The organism is Streptomyces yamdrokensis, from assembly GCF_053890455.1.
The window spans coordinates 3,526,335-3,543,511 of record NZ_CM132679.1 but is presented as its reverse complement, the minus strand read 5'-3'; the positions used below and the strand labels follow the sequence as shown (position 1 = coordinate 3,543,511).

The following is a 17,177-nucleotide window of genomic DNA, read 5'->3' as shown; positions in this document are numbered from 1 at the left end:
GCACGCCTTCACCCCCGCAGCGTAAGCAACCGCTGTCCGGGATCAGGGGGAGTTTCAGGCGACACCTGCCCCGTCCCCGCCCGCCCTGCACTCGTGGGCGTCCTCCGCTCCTGGTCGAAACGGGACGGTCTCCAGCCCGGTGCTTCCTCTTTCCGCCTGCCGTTTCCTACGCCTGATTCCTTGCCCGCCCCGCGTTGCCAGGTCCGGCCCAGGGGGCGGCAAGACCTCTGCATCCGGCCCCGTCGTTCAGTCGGCGATGGCGACCCCGTATCCACGTGCGAGGGCGTCGAGGCCGTGGTCGTAGCCCTGGCCGACGGCGCGTAGGCGCCAGACCGGACCTCTGCGGTAGATCTCCACGAGCAGCATGGTGCGCTCGGTGGTGGCGGCGTCCAGGGTGGCTCGGGCGAGAGGCGCCCCGCTGCTGCCGGGAGCCGCACCGATCTGGATCGCGCCGACAGTCCCGAAGGTGGCGGTGCCGTCGATGGCCGCAGCGATGACGATCTTCCGCGTCGCAGGCGGCAGGGATGCCAGGTCGAGGGCGATGGTCTGTTCGGCAGGGCCTCCGGTCAGCAGGCGCGCTGTCCCGGCAGGGCTCTCCGGGGCTCCGTAGAAGATGAAGTCCTCGTCGAAGGTGACCTGCTCGTCCTCGTCGAGGAGGAAGGCGACGACGTCGATCCCGCAGTCGGACTGCGGGGCCCAACCGGCGGTGACGTACCACTCCGGCGAGGGTCTGCCGTGCGGCATGGGCAGGTCGATGACGCCGCCCCTCGGCATCACGTGCGGCTCCTGAGGCCGGAGAGCCACCGCGTCCCGCTCCGCTGCGATCGGAGAGGTGAGCCAGTGCAGGCCGTGCACCGGGAGTCCAAGGGCGGTGATGCGCCTCATGCGCCGATCGCCCTCCCCTTCCGGCAGGAGCACGACGTCGGTGACGCTGGCGGACAGGTTGACCGCTGCGGATCCGCCCAGCTCGACGACGCGAGTACGAGCGGTTACGGCATCGGCGTGGACGCCACCGAGTACCAGCACTCGACGTCCCGCCAAGGGCTTGTCCAAGGTGCTGCCGGAAGGCTTCGGTTGGCGCGGAGCGGGGACCGACACACCGGGGGAGGCCGTGGGGAGGACCGCGGCTTTTGGGGCGGGTGCGGCAGAGGTCGTGGTGGACACCGGTTCTACGGGCCCGACCCGTTCTGCTTTCGGCTCAGCCACCGGGGTACCTCTGATGGCTGTCGCCTCGTGCGCTGTCCCCGGCCGTACGTCGGCCAGCAGCCGCAGGAAGGTCTGCTCGTCGATGACCGGCACGCCTTCGGCGAGTGCACGTCGGGCTTTTGCTGAATCGGACGCCGGTTCGTTGGTGACCAGCACGCTGGTGTGCCGGCTGACGGAGGTCATCAGGTTCAACCCGGCGGTGACCGCACGCCCGACCAGTTCCGTCCGGGCGTGGGCGGTTTCCCCGGTGATCGCGACCTTCATCCCCTGCAGGAGCGACCCGCCGGGAGTCATACGTCCCGGATTGCGGTAGGCGCAGGGAGTCTTCGGCGGCTTCGGCGTGAACTGGGATTCCGCCCGTGGTGGGCAGGTCACCAGTGGCAGGGGCAGATCGAGCCGAGCTGCCTCGCGCAGCGACGCCCGCAGGATCCCGGCAAGCACCCGGGTGTCGTCGAACGCATCGTGAGCGTGCTGCTGGGAGACGCCGTAGTGGGCGGCGAGGGTGCCGAGCTTCATGTCGTCCGTGGGCGGATCCACCTGGCGGTTCAGAGCCAAGGTGCACAGCCGCTGCGACACCGGCAGCCACATCCGCGCACGGGCGAACTCGTAGGCCAGGAAGTCGTAGTCGAATTGGGCGTTGTGGGCTACCAGGACCCGGTCCTGGAGCATCGCTCCGATCCGCCCGGCGACCTGGTCGAAGGTCGGCGCATCCTGCAGTCGCTCGACGGTGAGCCCGTGTACTTCCACTGGGCCCGGATCGCACCCTGGATTGAGCAACGTCGAGAACTCCCCGGTCTGTTCGCCGTCCGGACCGATCGTGATGACCGCAACGGACAGGACCCGGTCCCGCCGGGCGATGAGTCCCGAGGTTTCCACATCGACCAGGGCCCAGTCGTAGGCGTAGTCGCCCATGGCGGGCATGTCGAAGGAGGGGGAGAGGAGACTCATGGTGCCAAGGATGATCCGATATGCGGTCTTCCTTCAAGCTGCATGACGATGTGCCTTCGTCCGGAAGGCTGTGACGAGGCGGTCATTTCACGTCGACCGCGGAACCGGCGGGTGGCGCAAGTGCCGTCAGTGCTCCAGTGCCAGTTCTTGGAATGGGCCTGCCGGCTGATCCGCAAGCCGCCCATCGCTCCCCTTGGGCCTGGATCGCCGTCGACCGTGCCGTGGATGCTGCGGAACGGGCGAATGATCCGCTGCCGATGGCGGCCGGTGTGTTCCGGCTGTCGCCGGTCTTTCTCGGCGCGCATCACTTCGAGCGCCCGAGACCGTCGGCGATGTTGGGCTCCGTAGTGGAAGCCCGGGCGAGGAGCGCCGGGAAGAGGCGGCCGGCCTCGATGCCATGATCGGAATGCTCGGGCTGCCGCCGCACATTTCACGCGCGGCGGTTGAGAGCCGGGCACAGCAACAAGGCCCGGATCTCGGACCTGGGCCTTCAGCGTGGAGCGGGTGACGAGAATCGAACTCGCGCTCTCAGCCATGGGTGGGGTGCGGGCAGCGGGGGCGCTGTGGGTGTCCGCCAGGGTTGCACGCCATGGAACATCTCTGTGAGTAGGCGCCGAGGCCACCTTCTCGAAGGGGCTGGTGAGTCACAGGGGGATGATTCGGACCTGGCTACCGCAGAGCTTCGTCATGTCGTCGCTGTCGGACGTCACCAGTGCGACCGGCTTTGGTCGGCGAAGGGCTACGTCGGCCACGGTGGCGTCGATGGCGTACTTGTGGCCGTGCAGCCCCGCTCCTTTGAGGAGCTCTGCGGCGGCCTTTGCCGCCTGCTCGGTGACCGGTTCCACCTTGATGCGCGACAGGACCCAGTTGAGGCGTGGAATGTCGGTGCGCGAGTGGCTGACCTCCACAATGGTGTTCGCTCCGATGACAAGGTCGGCACCCATCTCGTGGAACACCTTCAGCATCGCGAGGAACTTGCGGTCCTGTGCGATCCAGGCCGAAAGCCCTTCCGAGTCCAGGACGACGGTCTCGATGCGCCCAGTCATGCGGCGTCCGCGTCCTTGGAGGGGGCAAGGGCGCCGAGGATCTTCGACCGGGCCTCCGCCAGTTCCTCGTCGCTGAACTTCCCGTGCTCTTCCTCATGGCGTCGCAGGTCGTCGCCCAGCAGTTGGTGCCGGATCTGGCGGGCGACCGCTTCCGCCACGTAGCCGGACACGTTGTCCGTGAGCCTGCGGAGCTCCGCCACCTGGTCGCTGGGCAGGGTGACGGTAATGCGAGTAGTCGAGGACATGTGGCAAGCATACTGGAGTATGCGCAAAGGGGATTGTGGTTGCTCCCGCCGGGTGGCGCCGAGGGCGGGCGGTCCCGAGCGATCCGGCCGGCCTTCCGGCGGGCCCGGTGCAGAGAACCCGGACGACAGCAGTGGACGGACCGGTGCGAGTGGACCGACGGGGAGGCGGGGTTCGCCCGCTCCTCGCCGAGGCGCACGGCCATCAGCTCGCCGAGGCGCGCAAGCAGTCCGGTCTCGCACCCGCTGGCGTCTGACGGCGCTGCCGGGCAACTGACGGCCCAGGAGTGACCCAACCCCAGCAGTAAGCCCCCGACTTGCCAAGAAACCGCAGGTCGGGGGCTTATTGGAATCGGCTTACTTCTTCTTGCCCTGGTTCTTGACCGCCTCGATGGCCGCCGCTGCCGCGTCCGGGTCGAGGTAGGTGCCGCCCGGGTTGAGCGGCTTGAAGTCGGCGTCGAGTTCGTAGGACAGGGGGATGCCCGTCGGGATGTTCAGGCCCGCGATGTCGGCGTCGGAGACGCCGTCGAGGTGCTTGACCAGGGCGCGCAGGCTGTTGCCGTGGGCGGCGACGAGGACCGTGCGGCCGGTCAGGAGGTCGGGGACGATGCTGTCGAACCAGTACGGCAGCATGCGGACGACGACGTCCTTCAGACACTCCGTGCGCGGGCGCAGCTCCGGCGGGAGGGTGGCGTAGCGCGGGTCGTCGAACTGGGAGTACTCGGCGTCGGTGTCCAGCGGGGGCGGCGGGGTGTCGTAGGAGCGGCGCCACAGCATGAACTGCTCCTCGCCGAACTCCGCGAGGGTCTGCGCCTTGTCCTTGCCCTGGAGGGCGCCGTAGTGACGCTCGTTGAGGCGCCAGCTGCGGTTCACCGGGATCCACAGGCGGTCGGCGGACTCCAGCGCCAGCTGGGCGGTGCGGATGGCACGCTTCTGGAGCGACGTGTGGAGTACGTCGGGCAGCAGGCCGGCGTCCTTCAGCAGCTCACCGCCGCGGACCGCCTCCTTCTCGCCCTTCTCGGTGAGGTTGACGTCCACCCAGCCGGTGAACAGGTTCTTCGCGTTCCACTCGCTCTCGCCGTGGCGGAGGAGGATCAGCTTGTACGGTGCGTCGGCCATGGGCCCGAGCGTAATCGAAGCCCGGGGTGAGTCGCCGCCCCCGTCCGGTGGGTGAATGGTGGCCGCCGGGTTGACGGGACGGGTTGACGGGGTCCGTTGATCGGGTGGTGGGTGGGCCATCGGCCTTCGTAATGTGTGCCTGCCGGTTCAGGTGCTTACATTCAGGGGGTCCCATGGCGTCCGTCGTGTGTGCTCGGAAGGCGGTCCGGGAGACCGTGTCCGGGCTGCCGCCCGCCTTCCGGTGGCTGTGGACCAGCACCCTCGTCAACCGCCTCGGTGCCTTCGTCGCCACCTTCATGGCGCTCCACCTCACCCTCGACCGCGACCACAGGGCACGTACACCATGTCCTGGGCCGTCGCCGCGCTCGTCGCCCCGCTGATGTCGGGGCTCGTCATCGACCGGTACGGGGCGGAGTGGCTCTGGGGTGTGTGCGCCGTCGTCGGCACGGTGGCGGGACTCGGGTACGGGCTGCTGATACGACGTGTTCCGGCCGGGGCCGCAATCGCCGCTCCTGCCGCTCCTGCCCCTCCTGCCCCTCCGCCACTCCTGTCACTCCCGCCCCCGCACCCGTCCGTTCGGGTGTAGGGCGGTCGGAGGTCGGCCCCGCCTGAGTCCTGCCGGGGCCGGGATGCCGAGGGCCCCGTCGGCCGGACGGCGGCGGCAGCGCAAGGATGCCGTCACCGTCCGGCCACCGGGGCCCTCGGCGCGTGCGTGTGCATGCGGACAGCGCGGGACAGCGCGGACAGGTGCGGGTGTGCTCAGCCGCACTGACAGGGGCTGCCCGACTGGCAGCCGCAGCCGCAGCCCGAGCCGCAGCCGCACGCGGCGATCAGGGGCAGGCTCCTGATACCGGCCGGCTGCTCGGTCTCGCGCTCCCGCGTGGGATCGGGCGTCGTGCCGGTGGAGCCGGTGGAGCCGGGTGAATCGGCCATGGGTCCCTCCTCGAGGACTGGTGCCTGTGCCCATTGGACGCCCGCTCCACCGAGCGCATCAACGGCGCATCAACGGCGCATTGGTACTCGCGCACGCCCCTGGCCGATTCCCTGTGTCGCCCGTGTCGCCCGTGCTCTTTGTGCTCTCCGTGTTGTCCGTGTTGTCCGTGTTGTCCGTGCTGTCCGTGCCGTCCGGTCAGGCGTCCTTCGCCGGCGTGGCCTGGATGCCGGGCTGGATGTCCGCCTGGAGCTCGTCCGCGTGCTCGCCGGTGACCAGGTAGACGACCCGCTTGGCGACCGAGACCGCGTGGTCGGCGTAGCGCTCGTAGTAGCGGCCCAGCAGGGTCACGTCCACGGCCGTCTCGATGCCGTGCTTCCAGCGGTCGTCCATCAGGTGCTGGAAGAGCGTGCGGTGCAGCAGGTCCATCTCGTCGTCGTCCTGCTCCAGCTGGAGCGCCAGGTCGACGTCCTTGGTGATGATCACCTCGGCCGCCTTGGCCATCAGGCGCTGGGCGAGCTGGCCCATCTCCAGAATGGTCGCGTGCAGGTCGTGCGGAACGGCACGCTCCGGGTACCGCAGCCGCGCGAGCTTCGCCACGTGCTGTGCCAGGTCGCCGGAGCGTTCCAGGTCGGCCGACATCCGCAGCGAGGTGACGACGATCCGCAGGTCGGTCGCCACCGGCTGCTGGCGTGCCAGCAGGGCTATGGCCAGGGCCTCCAGCTCGTGCTGGAGCTCGTCGACCTTCTGGTCGGCCTCGATCACGTTCTCGGCCAGCTTCAGATCGGCGTCGAGGATGGCCGTCGTGGCGCGTCCGATCGCCGACCCGACCAGTCGGGCCATCTCCACCAGACCGTCGCCGATCGAATCCAGTTCCTCGTGGTACGCGTCACGCATCAGGGTTCCTCTCCTGCGTCCGAAGGGGTTTCGGGAGCCGGGGCTCCCATGGGGGTCTCGGGGCGTCTACCCCGCCACGCAGCCGACAGCGCGAACCCCGCGCGACCGACGGTGCGAACCCCAGGCTTACACGTTCCGTCCCCTACGCGTCCGGATCCGGCCCCTCACATGAATCATCCCTGGCTCCGAGGTGAACTCTGGGCGACGAGTGTTCGAGCTTGTCGTCCTGTGGCTGTGGTCACCCGTCGGCGCATGCCTAACCTGGACACATGGACGTGAACGCGGCGGTCGCCGCAGTGGCAGCGATCGCCGGAGTGCTCACCGGTGTCATCGCCGTGCTGGCGTTCCGCTTCAGCGAGCGCGAACAGAGGCGCCCCAGTCGTTCCTCGCTGCACACGGAACCGGTGCTGCCGCCGGGCGTGGACACTGTGCTGTCCGTACTGCGCTCCTCCGCCGTCGTCCTGGACGAGGCGGACGGCGTGGTCAAGGCCAGCTCCGCCGCGTACGCCCTCGGGCTGGTCCGCGGCGGCAAGCTCGCCGTGGATCCCATGCTGCAGATGGCCCGCGACACCCGGCGCGACGGCGAGATACGGCAGGTCGAGCTGGACCTGCCCCGCCGCGGCACCGGACGCGGCGAGGCCCTCGCCGTCTCCGCGCGGGTGGCCCCCCTCGGCTCCCGGCTCGTCCTGCTGCTGGTGGAGGACCTCACCGAGGCCCGCCGCATAGAAGCGGTACGGCGCGACTTCGTCGCCAACGTCAGCCATGAGCTGAAGACTCCGGTCGGCGCGCTCTCCCTGCTCTCCGAAGCCGTCATGGACGCCTCCGACGACCCCCAGGCCGTCGAGCGCTTCGCCGGCCGCATGCAGGGCGAGGCCACCCGCCTCACCAACCTGGTGCAGGAACTCATCGACCTCTCCCGGGTCCAGAACGACGACCCGCTCGAGGACGCCGAACCCGTCCGCGTGGAGGACCTCGTCGCGGAGGCCGTCGACCGCTGCCGGCACGCGGCGGGCACCAAACAGATCACCATGGCCTCGAACGTGTGGATGCCCGAAGCCGCCGATCAGGGCGAGTCCGGGCGCAGGGCGGAATCGACCGCCACCGGTGACCTGCGCATCTGGGGCAACCGGGGCCAGCTCGCCGCCGCCCTCGGCAACCTCGTCGAGAACGCCGTCAACTACTCACCCGCCCGTACACGGGTCGGCATCGCGGCCCGCAGGGTCGGCCAGCCGGGCGGGGACATGATCGAGATCGCCGTGACCGACCAGGGCATCGGCATCTCGGAGAAGGAGAAGGAGCGCGTCTTCGAGCGCTTCTACCGTGTCGACCCGGCCCGTTCCCGTGCCACGGGCGGTACGGGTCTCGGCCTCGCGATCGTGAAACACGTGGCTGCCTCGCACGGCGGGGAAGTCACCGTGTGGAGCGCCGAGGGCCAGGGCTCCACCTTCACCCTGCGGCTTCCCGAGGCGGCCACGGCCCCCGCCCGCGGCCGCGCACCCCAGTCGTCCCACCAGGACGAACCCGAAGGCCTCAACGCCGAGACCGGACGGTCCACCTCCCCCCACTCCACCGATTCATCCGCGTACGAAACGCTTCCCTCCCCGGAGGTCCTTCCGTGACCCGAGTGCTCGTCGTCGAGGACGAGGAGTCCTTCTCCGACGCCCTGTCGTACATGCTCCGCAAGGAGGGCTTCGAGGTCGCCGTGGCGGCCACCGGCCCCGACGGCCTCGACGAGTTCGAGCGCAACGGCGCCGACCTCGTTCTCCTCGACCTGATGCTGCCCGGCCTGCCGGGCACCGAGGTGTGCCGTCAGCTGCGCGGCCGTTCCAACGTCCCCGTCATCATGGTGACCGCCAAGGACAGTGAGATCGACAAGGTGGTGGGCCTGGAGATAGGGGCCGACGACTACGTCACCAAGCCGTTCTCCTCGCGCGAGCTGGTCGCCCGTATCCGCGCCGTGCTGCGCCGCAGGGGGGAGCCCGAGGAGGTCGCCCCCGCGGCCCTGGAGGCCGGCCCCGTCCGCATGGACGTCGACCGGCACGTGGTCACCGTGAGCGGCACCAAGGTCGACCTGCCCCTGAAGGAGTTCGACCTGCTGGAGATGCTGCTGCGCAACGCCGGGCGCGTGCTGACCCGGATGCAGCTCATCGACCGGGTCTGGGGCGCCGACTACGTGGGCGACACCAAGACCCTCGACGTCCACGTCAAGCGGCTGCGCGCCAAGATCGAGCCGGACCCGGGCGCGCCGCGTTACCTGGTGACGGTCCGCGGGCTCGGCTACAAGTTCGAGCCGTAGCCGGCCCCCGGGGCCGGGCCGCCTTCGTCCGTCGCCCGGCACCCGGCACCCGGTCACCGAATACGCCGGTGGGCGGGACCCTCGCAGGGTCCCGCCCACCGGCGTGTTCGTATTCGGTGCGTGCGTGTACGCGCGCTGCCGCTGCCGCTCAGTTGCCGGCCGGCTGGCTGGCCGAGGCGGCGTCGGTCGGGGTGCCCTCGGGGCCGTCCGCCGCGTCGGTGGAGCCCTCGGTCTCCCCGGCTTCGTCGGTCGCGGGGTCGTCCGGCGAGCCCGCGGGGTCGCCGGTGGCCTCGTCGGCGGTCTCCTCGCCCTCTTCCGCCGGCGACTCGGCCGGGGCCTCGGGCGCGGTCGGGACATCGCTCGGGCCCCAGTCGCTGAAGAAGCCCTCGGCCGGGTAGACGAGCGCGCGCAGGCTCACGTCACCGGTCTCGCTGAAGGTGAACGTGACCGGCTGCGCGTTGCCGTCCTGGACGGCTTCACGGCTGCTGGACAGCACGGCCGACGCGTTGCCCGCGCCGCCGAGGATGAGCCGGCCGCCGGCCGGGACGGTCAGGCTGCCGCCCTCGGCGGGGGAGAGCTCGGCGGTCTTGCCGGTTCCGGGAAGGGTGACCGACTCCAGCGTCTGGTCCGTGCGGCCCTCGTTGAACAGGGTCGCGGAGACGACGGCCGGGCCCGTGGACTCGCGGTCCGGCTGGGTGACGACGATGGCGTTCTGGACCTTGATGACGCCGACGGTCGTCGCGGCGTTGTCCGGCTGGATCTGCAGGGACTGGGCGTTGTTGCCGGCCGCGCACGCGGAGAGCGGGGCGATCGAGAAAGCGAGGGCGGCGGCGGCGATGGCGCCGCGTCGAAGGCTGCTGCTCACGGCGGCGGCAACTCCTTGACTCGAGCGAGCGGGGGCGACCGGTCAGCCGCCCTGAGTGTCTGTCAGTCGCTGCCAGTGCGTGTCTGCCAGCGGCCTCAGGTTATCGAGCCGCTCCCGTACGCCCGCACCCGACCCTCCCTGCGGCGCCCACTGTTCACCCCGGATCATCCCGGATCACCCCGGATGGCGCGCACGGGCGCCGCGGACGCCCTCGGCCGCGTGCGGTCCCCGGGCGGGACGCCCGGTCGGGACGAGAACGGGTGCGAGTCCGCGCGTGATGTCCGCCGTGGTGTTCGCGCGTGACGCCTGTCACTGACTCGCGTAAGTGACTCGCGGGTCGCTTCGGCCGGATGCTCCTCCGGCATTCGCATAAGTACGGCCGGGGGTGTCCGCCCCTCGGTGCGGAGCATATTCCGTGAAGGAATGCGGGACCGGACCGGAAAATGCGGCAGACGGTCGGGAAATTGATCACCGACGGCGCGTCCGGGGGGCGCGTGATCAATTTTTGATTCGACCGGAACCCGGCCGCCCGCACCGAACGGAGTAGCGGAACTCGAGCACTTGGAGTCAGACATACGGGGACGTATGGGTGTCTGTGGGGGGCTCCGGATACGTGTAACGTACGCGTTTCGCTCGCCCCGGAGAGCCCCTCCGACCTGCGAATACCCACTTCCGTTCGGCGGTCGAAGCACGTTCCTGATGCTGTTGTCAAGCCCCGAGAATGGCCCTGACCTGCGAAAACGCCATTCAGAACACGCCGTATCCGTGTTACCCTTGATAGCCACGGAAGGGGTACCTGTCACATGACGTTCAAGGTTGGCGACACCGTGGTCTATCCCCATCACGGGGCCGCGCTGATCGAGGCTATCGAAACTCGCCAGATCAAAGGCGTGGACAAGACCTACTTGGTGCTGAAGGTCGCCCAGGGCGACCTGACGGTACGTGTGCCAGCGGACAATGCGGAGTTCGTCGGCGTGCGTGATGTGGTCGGTCAGGACGGGCTGGACCGGGTCTTCGAGGTACTGCGCGCACCGTATGCCGAGGAGCCCACGAACTGGTCCCGCCGGTACAAGGCAAACCTGGAGAAGCTCGCCTCGGGCGATGTCATCAAGGTCGCGGAAGTCGTGCGTGACCTGTGGCGTCGTGAGCGTGAGCGCGGACTCTCCGCCGGTGAGAAGCGGATGCTCGCCAAGGCGCGCCAGATTCTGGTCAGTGAGCTCGCTCTCGCTGAGAAGACCAACGAGGACAAGGCCGAAGCTCTCCTCGACGAGGTTCTCGCCTCCTGAGGCGACGAAGGCAGCAGGCGGGGCACGGACGGAGCTTCGTCGCCCGGTGCTCGGAGGCACACCGGATCCCAGGTGCACTCCGAGGACCAGCACACCGAAATGCCGCGGTGCCCGATGACGTTTGTGAAGTCGCCGGGCGCTGCGGCATGTCCGTATCCGGACACCGTCCGTATGCCGCGCAGCCCGTACGCTTCGCACTCGCCGCGTTTCCCCGCACTGTGCCGGGTCCGGGCGGCCGGCCCGACCAGAGTCACGGAAGGGGCTGGTCAAGGCGGTACGCCCGGCGCTACCCCCACTCCACCAGCAGGGGCTACGCCCAGGCCATACCCACCCGGCCCGAGCACACAAACCTGACAGGAACCGATGTCTGACGCTCCCCTCCCGCAGCCGCCGGCACAGCCCGTGCCCGGCCGTCCGACCGCCCGCACGGCGGCCGTGATCCCGGCCGCCGGCCGGGGTGTGCGCCTCGGTCCGGGCGCCCCCAAGGCGCTCCGCACCCTGGGCGGCACGCCCATGCTCATCCACGCGATCCGCGCGATGGCCGATTCCCGCGCCGTCTCCCTGGTCGTCGTCGTGGCCCCGCCCGAGGGCGCCGCGGAGGTCAGGACGCTGCTCGACGCGCACTCGCTGCCCGACCGCACCGATTTCGTCGTCGTCCCCGGCGGCCGGACCCGTCAGGAATCGGTGAGACTCGGCCTCGACGCGCTGCCGCCCGGCTTCGACATCGTCCTGGTGCACGACGCGGCCCGCCCGCTGGTCCCCGTCGACACCGTGGACGCCGTCGTCGAGGCCGTCCGCGACGGCGCCCCCGCCGTGGTCCCGGCGCTGCCGCTCGCCGACACCGTCAAGCAGGTCGAACCCGCCGCCGTCCCCGGCGAACCGGAGCCCGTGGTCGCCACCCCCGACCGGTCCCTGCTGCGTGCCGTGCAGACCCCGCAGGGCTTCGACCGGGCCGCGCTGGTGCGCGCGCACGAGTCGGTGACCGACAACGTCACCGACGACGCGAGCATGGTCGAACAGCTGGGCCTGACCGTCGTCACCGTGCCCGGCCACGAGGAGGCGTTCAAGGTCACCCGCCCCCTCGACCTCGTCCTCGCCGAGGCGGTCCTCGCCCGCAGGAGGCTCAACGATGGCTTCTGAGCCGCAGGCCGTCCTCCCGCAGGCCGTCCTTCCGCAGGTCGGCATCGGGACCGACATCCACGCCTTCGAGGACGGCCGGGAGCTGTGGTGCGCCGGTCTGAAGTGGGAGGGCCAGGGGCCCGGACTCGCCGGGCACTCCGACGCCGACGTCGTGGCGCACGCCGCCTGCAACGCCCTGTTCTCCGCCGCCGGCCTCGGCGACCTGGGACAGCACTTCGGCACCGGCCGGCCCGAGTGGTCCGGCGCCTCCGGCGTGACCCTGCTGACCGAGGCCGCGCGGATCGTCCGGGCGGCCGGGTTCGGGATCGGCAACGTGGCGGTGCAGGTCGTCGGCGACCGTCCCAAGATCGGCAAGCGCCGGGACGAGGCCCAGAAGATCCTCTCCGAGGCCGCCGGGGCCCCCGTGTCCGTCTCCGGCGCCACCACCGACGGACTCGGCTTCCCCGGCCGCGGCGAAGGACTGATGGCCGTCGCCACCGCCCTCGTCGTCCGGACCGACCGGGACTGACCGTCCTCCGCGCGGGACAGGGGCGCCGACCGCTCGGACCGCGGAACCGCCGTCCGCGCGGACCGGGGCGGTCATCCGTGTGGACCGGGTCGCCGTCCGTGCGGACCGGGGCCGCTGTCCGCGCGGGTCGTGGTCGCCGTCCGCGTCGACCGGGACGGCCACCCGTGTGGACCCGGACCGACCGAAACGCCGGGTGGGCACCGTGGGAAAGGGGCATGAGGCACCGCCCCGGGCCGACTACCCTGGAGGGGTGACTATTCGCCTGTACGACACCAGCGCCCGGCAGATTCGTGACTTCACCCCGCTCCGGCCGGGTTGCGTCTCGATCTACCTGTGCGGTGCCACCGTGCAGGCGGCACCGCACATCGGGCACATCCGCTCGGGGCTGAACTTCGACATCATGCGCCGCTGGTTCGAGTACCGCGGCCTGCGGACGACGTTCATCCGCAACGTCACGGACATCGACGACAAGATCATCGCGAAGTCCGCCGAGCAGGACCGCCCCTGGTGGTCCATCGGCTACGAGAACGAGCGCGCCTTCACCGACGGCTACCAGGCCCTCGGCTGCCTCCCCCCGACCTACGAGCCGCGCGCCACCGGCCACATCACCGAGATGGTCGAGATGATGCGCGGCCTCATCGAGCGTGGCCACGCCTACGACGCCGACGGCAACGTCTACTTCGCCGTCACCTCGTTCCCCGAGTACCTGGGGCTGTCCAACCAGGAACTCGACAACCTTCTCCAGCCGTCGGGCGAGGGGGAGACCGGCAAGCGCGACCCGCGCGACTTCGCCATGTGGAAGGCGGCCAAGCCCGGCGAGCCGAGCTGGGAGTCGCCGTGGGGCCGCGGGCGTCCCGGCTGGCACCTCGAGTGCTCGGCGATGGCGCACAAGTACCTCGGCACCGTCTTCGACATCCATGGCGGCGGCCTCGACCTGGTCTTCCCGCACCACGAGAACGAGATCGCCCAGGCCAAGGCCTACGGCGACGAGTTCGCCCGGTACTGGGTGCACAACGCCTGGGTCACCATGAGCGGCGAGAAGATGTCGAAGTCGCTCGGCAACTCGGTGCTCGTCGGTGAGATGGTCAAGCGCTGGCGGCCCATCGTGCTCCGCTACTACCTCGGCACCCCGCACTACCGCTCGATGATCGAGTACAGCGAGGAGGCCCTGCGCGAGGCGGAGTCCGCGTTCGCGCGGATCGAGGGCTTCATCCAGCGGGTCGGCGAGCTGACCGGCACCGCGGGCGCCGTCGAGCCGGCCGCCGAGGTGCCGCTCGCCTTCGCCGAGGCCATGGACGACGACCTCGGCGTGCCGCAGGCCCTGGCGGTGCTCCACACCACCGTCCGGCAGGGCAACAGCGCGCTGGCCGCCGACGACAAGGAAGCGGCCGTCGCCCGCCTCGCCGAGGTGCGTGCCATGCTCGCCGTCCTCGGCCTGGACCCCCTCGACGCGCACTGGGCCGGCGGCGCCGACCGCGGCGACGATCTGCACGGCGTCGTCGACACCCTCGTCCGCATGGTCCTCGACCAGCGCGAGGCCGCCCGTGCCCGCAAGGACTGGTCCACCGCGGACGCCATCCGCGACCAGCTCGGCCAGTCCGGACTGGTCGTCGAGGACGGTCCGCAGGGACCACGCTGGAGCCTCGGCCCGCGCTGACGCGGGCACACGGCCGAAGCACGACCGCGGCACAACCGCAAGATCGAGTGTGCCGTCCGGGCCTCCGGGCGGCACACTGCATAGACGTAACACCGACACGCCGGCACACCGGCGCGACACACGCGACACCGACGTGGGTACGCAGATCCGTACGCACGCACGACTTCATGGAGACGGGTACATCATGGCCGCGAACAACCGCCGCATGTCCGGCAAGAAGGGCGCGCAGGTCGGCAGTGGCGGCCAGCGGCGCCGGGGCCTGGAGGGCAAGGGACCCACGCCCCCCGCCGAGATGCGCAAGGGACACGCCAAGCAGCGCATCGCCCAGGCGAAGACCCGCCGGGCCGTCGGACGCGCCCCGCAGCGGCGCGGCGGCGGCCGTTCGACCTCCGAACTCGTCGTCGGGCGCAACCCCGTCGTCGAGGCGCTGCGCGAGGGCGTGCCCGCCTCCACGCTGTACGTCCAGCAGTTCATCGACAACGACGAGCGGGTGCGCGAGGCGCTCCAGCTCGTGGCCGAGCGCGGCGGCATCAACCTCATGGAGGCCCCCCGCCCCGAACTCGACCGGATGACCAACGGCCTGAACCACCAGGGCCTGGTCCTCCAGGTCCCGCCCTACGAGTACGCGCACCCCGAGGACCTCGTCGCGGGCGCCCACGACGAGGGCCAGGACCCGCTGATCGTCGCCCTCGACGGCGTCACCGACCCGCGCAACCTCGGCGCCGTCGTCCGCTCCGTCTCCGCCTTCGGCGGCCACGGCGTCGTCGTCCCCGAGCGGCGCGCCGCCGGGATGACCGCCGGTGCCTGGAAGACGTCCGCCGGTGCCGCCGCCCGTACGCCCGTCGCGCGTGCCACCAACCTGACGCGGACCCTGGAGGCGTACAAGAAGGCGGGGATCGCGATCGTCGGGCTGGCCGCCGACGGAGAGGCCGAGATCGGCGAACTGGCGGCGCTGGCGGGCCCCGTGGTGATCGTCGTCGGCAGTGAGGGCAAGGGACTCTCCCGACTCGTCGGCGAGACCTGCGACTTCCGGGTGCGGATCCCGATGCCGGGCGGCACCGAGTCCCTGAACGCCGGTGTGGCGGCGGGGGTCGTGCTGTACGAGGCGGCACGCCGCCGCGCCTGAACGAGCGTTCGGCATCTTCACTCGTACGGGGTATTCCGCGTAGTCCGGACAGGTGGGGGACATGCTTGACGCGGTCCGGACACATCCGGCGCGTCAAAACAGTGTCCTAACGTCACGTCACTCGGTTAGATGAGTGTGGACACCAGAACACCCCGCACGCCCACGGGGGACCGCTCGTCGGGACTCGACGACGCTCCCGCGCTGAGCATGGTGAAGGTGCCGAGCGATCCGGCGCAGGTCATCGTCAATCACGCCAGCTTCCGCGTGCAGCTGGGCGTCTCGAACCGACGCGTCCAGTCCCCGCGGATCGCACGGCACCTGATCGCGGCCGAGGACACGGCCCGCATCCCCGTCGTCACCACCGTGGGCACCCCGGGCCGGACCGCGGCCCGGCGGCGCCCCGTCGTCTGGAGCGGCCGCTCGGCCCCCGACGACACCGGCGCGCACCGGCTCCTCCAGGCCGTGCGGCACGAAGGCGTCCACCACACCGACGAACCGCTTGCCGACGCCGGCGCCACCCAGGTCATCCCCCACGTCGGCGACGGTTACGGCTACGCCGAGGACCCGGCGGCCCGGACCCTCGAGACCCCCGTCATCGGCCCCCAGCGCACCCACGGCGGCCGGCAGCCCCTGCTGCCCCCCCTGCGCACCGTCGGCAGCGCCTACGACGAACCGGCGTACGGCGGCCAGGGCTACGAGGACCAGGGGTACGGCCACCAGGGGTACGGCGAACAGGGCTACGAAGGCGACGAGTACGGGGACGCCGGCGGCCACCGGACCGCCACCGACCCGGGGGACACCGGCGGCCGCCGCGCCAGGCGCCACGGCGACGACCCGGCCCGGCACGCCTACTACCCCGGCCGCCGGATGAACCTCGGGGTCGTCCTGCTCCCGCTGCGGCTCTTCCTCGGCTTCATCTCCATCTACGCCGGCATGGGCAAACTCTGCGACCCGCTCTACTTCGACGGCGGCGAGCGCGGCTCCATGGTGAAGTGGCTCACCACCCTGCGCCCCTGGGACGTCGCCCAGCCGCTCCAGCAGTTCGCCCTCGAACACCCCATCGGCGCCGGACTCGTCATCGCCTTCCTCCAGGTGATCGTCGGCGTCCTCACCATCCTCGGCTGCTGGCAGCGCGTCGGCGCCGTCATCGGGGCCCTGCTCTCCGCCGCGCTGCTGGTCACCGTCAGCTGGAAGAGCGTCCCCGCCTACGACACGCCCGACATCATCTACCTCGCCGCCTGGTCCCCGCTGATCATCGCCGGCGCTCCCGTCTACTCCGTCGACGGCCGCCTCGCCGCCCGCGCCTGGCGCCGCCTCGGACCCGGCTCCGCCATCTGGGACCTGCGCCGCTACGTGCTGCGCCGCGGTGGCCTCGTCACCGTCGTCGTCTGCGGACTCACCCTGCTCGTCGGCTCGCTGCTCGGCGGTGCCGTGCGGGACGCCGACCGCGTGGTCGTCCCCGGCCCCGGAGAGGCCCCGCGCAACGAACTCCCCGGCTCCCCGCTTCCGAAGGAGCCCGGCGAGCGCCGGAAGGAGACTCCGTCCGCCTCCACCTCACCCACCCGGGGCGCCACGTCCGGAGCCGACGGCACCGATCCGTCCGCCGGCACCACCACCCCCGGCGCGACCAGCGACACCGGCGGTGGTGTCACCGGCGCGCCCAGCCAGACCCAGGGCACCACCGGTGAGGCCCCGCCCCAGCAGTCGTCCCCGGTGGAACAGGCCCCGAGCACCAGCTCCGGCCCCACCTCGAGCGGAGGCACCACGGGAAGCGGCGGAGGCGCCCCGGGCGACGGCGCAGGGGGCGGGGACGAGGGCCCGGCGCCCGAGGAGCCCGGCCGGCTCGTGGGCGGGCTCCTGGGATAGGCCGTCAGCCCGCCGCGCACATCAGGACGGACGCGGTCACCACG

15 protein-coding genes and 2 pseudogenes are annotated in these 17,177 nt (G+C 71.0%); 10 read left to right on the top strand and 7 right to left on the bottom strand.

What is annotated here, in order from left to right; translation table 11 throughout:
* Window positions 1-246: 246 nt before the first annotated feature.
* The 4 genes from ACWZEH_RS15515 to ACWZEH_RS15500 all read right to left on the bottom strand — a co-directional run bounded on the left by ACWZEH_RS15515 (window position 247) and on the right by ACWZEH_RS15500 (window position 4,561).
* A complete protein-coding gene (locus tag ACWZEH_RS15515) occupies window positions 247-2,154 on the bottom strand; it encodes a TerD family protein (protein WP_456198990.1) in 1,908 nt (635 codons plus the stop codon).
* 644 nt (window positions 2,155-2,798) lie between these two features.
* Entirely contained in the window at window positions 2,799-3,200 is a 402-nt protein-coding gene (locus ACWZEH_RS15510) for a PIN domain-containing protein (RefSeq protein ID WP_456198988.1), read from the bottom strand.
* Window positions 3,197-3,445: a type II toxin-antitoxin system CcdA family antitoxin gene (locus tag ACWZEH_RS15505; RefSeq protein ID WP_456198987.1), complete on the bottom strand. Its 249-nt coding sequence runs from the start codon at window positions 3,443-3,445 to the stop codon at window positions 3,197-3,199. The genes ACWZEH_RS15510 and ACWZEH_RS15505 overlap by 4 nt, the downstream gene beginning before the upstream one ends.
* A gap of 354 nt (window positions 3,446-3,799) precedes the next feature.
* On the bottom strand, window positions 3,800-4,561 hold the full coding sequence (locus ACWZEH_RS15500) for a phosphoglyceromutase (protein WP_042168901.1): 762 nt from the start codon (window positions 4,559-4,561) through the stop codon (window positions 3,800-3,802).
* 173 nt (window positions 4,562-4,734) lie between these two features.
* On the opposite strand from ACWZEH_RS15500, the pseudogene ACWZEH_RS15495 reads away from it, so the two are divergent.
* Window positions 4,735-4,896: pseudogene (locus ACWZEH_RS15495) on the top strand (MFS transporter); the annotation flags it as partial.
* Window positions 4,863-5,147: pseudogene (locus ACWZEH_RS15490) on the top strand (MFS transporter); the annotation flags it as partial. The pseudogenes ACWZEH_RS15495 and ACWZEH_RS15490, both read left to right, overlap by 34 nt.
* Before the next feature lie 173 nt (window positions 5,148-5,320).
* Here the strand turns inward: ACWZEH_RS15490 and ACWZEH_RS15485 are convergent.
* Together ACWZEH_RS15485 and phoU are read right to left on the bottom strand one after the other, a co-directional pair.
* Complete coding sequence (locus ACWZEH_RS15485; RefSeq protein ID WP_456198985.1) at window positions 5,321-5,494, bottom strand: hypothetical protein; 174 nt, start codon at window positions 5,492-5,494, stop codon at window positions 5,321-5,323.
* A gap of 196 nt (window positions 5,495-5,690) precedes the next feature.
* The gene (gene phoU / locus ACWZEH_RS15480; RefSeq protein WP_456198983.1) at window positions 5,691-6,389 is read right to left on the bottom strand and encodes a phosphate signaling complex protein PhoU; all 699 of its coding nucleotides are present in this window, start codon (window positions 6,387-6,389) and stop codon (window positions 5,691-5,693) included.
* Between the two features lie 269 nt (window positions 6,390-6,658).
* Here phoU and phoR point away from each other — a divergent pair, with 269 nt between their 5' ends.
* The gene (phoR, locus tag ACWZEH_RS15475; RefSeq protein WP_456198982.1) at window positions 6,659-8,008 is read left to right on the top strand and encodes a two-component system sensor histidine kinase PhoR; all 1,350 of its coding nucleotides are present in this window, start codon (window positions 6,659-6,661) and stop codon (window positions 8,006-8,008) included.
* Between the two features lie 5 nt (window positions 8,009-8,013).
* Window positions 8,014-8,685 carry a two-component system response regulator PhoP gene (phoP, locus tag ACWZEH_RS15470; RefSeq protein WP_465269202.1) on the top strand — a complete coding sequence of 224 codons (672 nt, stop codon included), beginning with the start codon at window positions 8,014-8,016 and terminating at the stop codon, window positions 8,683-8,685.
* A gap of 148 nt (window positions 8,686-8,833) precedes the next feature.
* Here the strand turns inward: phoP and ACWZEH_RS15465 are convergent, their stop codons facing one another.
* Entirely contained in the window at window positions 8,834-9,550 is a 717-nt protein-coding gene (locus tag ACWZEH_RS15465; RefSeq protein WP_456198980.1) for a copper chaperone PCu(A)C domain-containing protein, read from the bottom strand.
* A gap of 803 nt (window positions 9,551-10,353) precedes the next feature.
* Here ACWZEH_RS15465 and ACWZEH_RS15460 point away from each other — a divergent pair.
* The 6 genes from ACWZEH_RS15460 to ACWZEH_RS15435 all read left to right on the top strand — a co-directional run bounded on the left by ACWZEH_RS15460 (window position 10,354) and on the right by ACWZEH_RS15435 (window position 17,133).
* Window positions 10,354-10,836: a CarD family transcriptional regulator gene (locus ACWZEH_RS15460; RefSeq protein ID WP_042168913.1), complete on the top strand. Its 483-nt coding sequence runs from the start codon at window positions 10,354-10,356 to the stop codon at window positions 10,834-10,836.
* 363 nt (window positions 10,837-11,199) lie between these two features.
* On the top strand, window positions 11,200-11,976 hold the full coding sequence (gene ispD, locus ACWZEH_RS15455) for a 2-C-methyl-D-erythritol 4-phosphate cytidylyltransferase (protein WP_456198978.1): 777 nt from the start codon (window positions 11,200-11,202) through the stop codon (window positions 11,974-11,976).
* A complete protein-coding gene (gene ispF, locus ACWZEH_RS15450; protein WP_456198977.1) occupies window positions 11,966-12,484 on the top strand; it encodes a 2-C-methyl-D-erythritol 2,4-cyclodiphosphate synthase in 519 nt (172 codons plus the stop codon). The genes ispD and ispF overlap by 11 nt, the downstream gene beginning before the upstream one ends.
* 250 nt (window positions 12,485-12,734) lie before the next feature.
* Complete coding sequence (gene cysS, locus ACWZEH_RS15445; RefSeq protein WP_456198975.1) at window positions 12,735-14,141, top strand: cysteine--tRNA ligase; 1,407 nt, start codon at window positions 12,735-12,737, stop codon at window positions 14,139-14,141.
* Between the two features lie 184 nt (window positions 14,142-14,325).
* Window positions 14,326-15,267 carry a 23S rRNA (guanosine(2251)-2'-O)-methyltransferase RlmB gene (gene rlmB, locus ACWZEH_RS15440; protein ID WP_456198974.1) on the top strand — a complete coding sequence of 314 codons (942 nt, stop codon included), beginning with the start codon at window positions 14,326-14,328 and terminating at the stop codon, window positions 15,265-15,267.
* Window positions 15,268-15,396: 129 nt separating this feature from the next.
* Window positions 15,397-17,133 carry a DoxX family protein gene (locus ACWZEH_RS15435; protein ID WP_456198972.1) on the top strand — a complete coding sequence of 579 codons (1,737 nt, stop codon included), beginning with the start codon at window positions 15,397-15,399 and terminating at the stop codon, window positions 17,131-17,133.
* Window positions 17,134-17,177 lie beyond the last annotated feature (44 nt).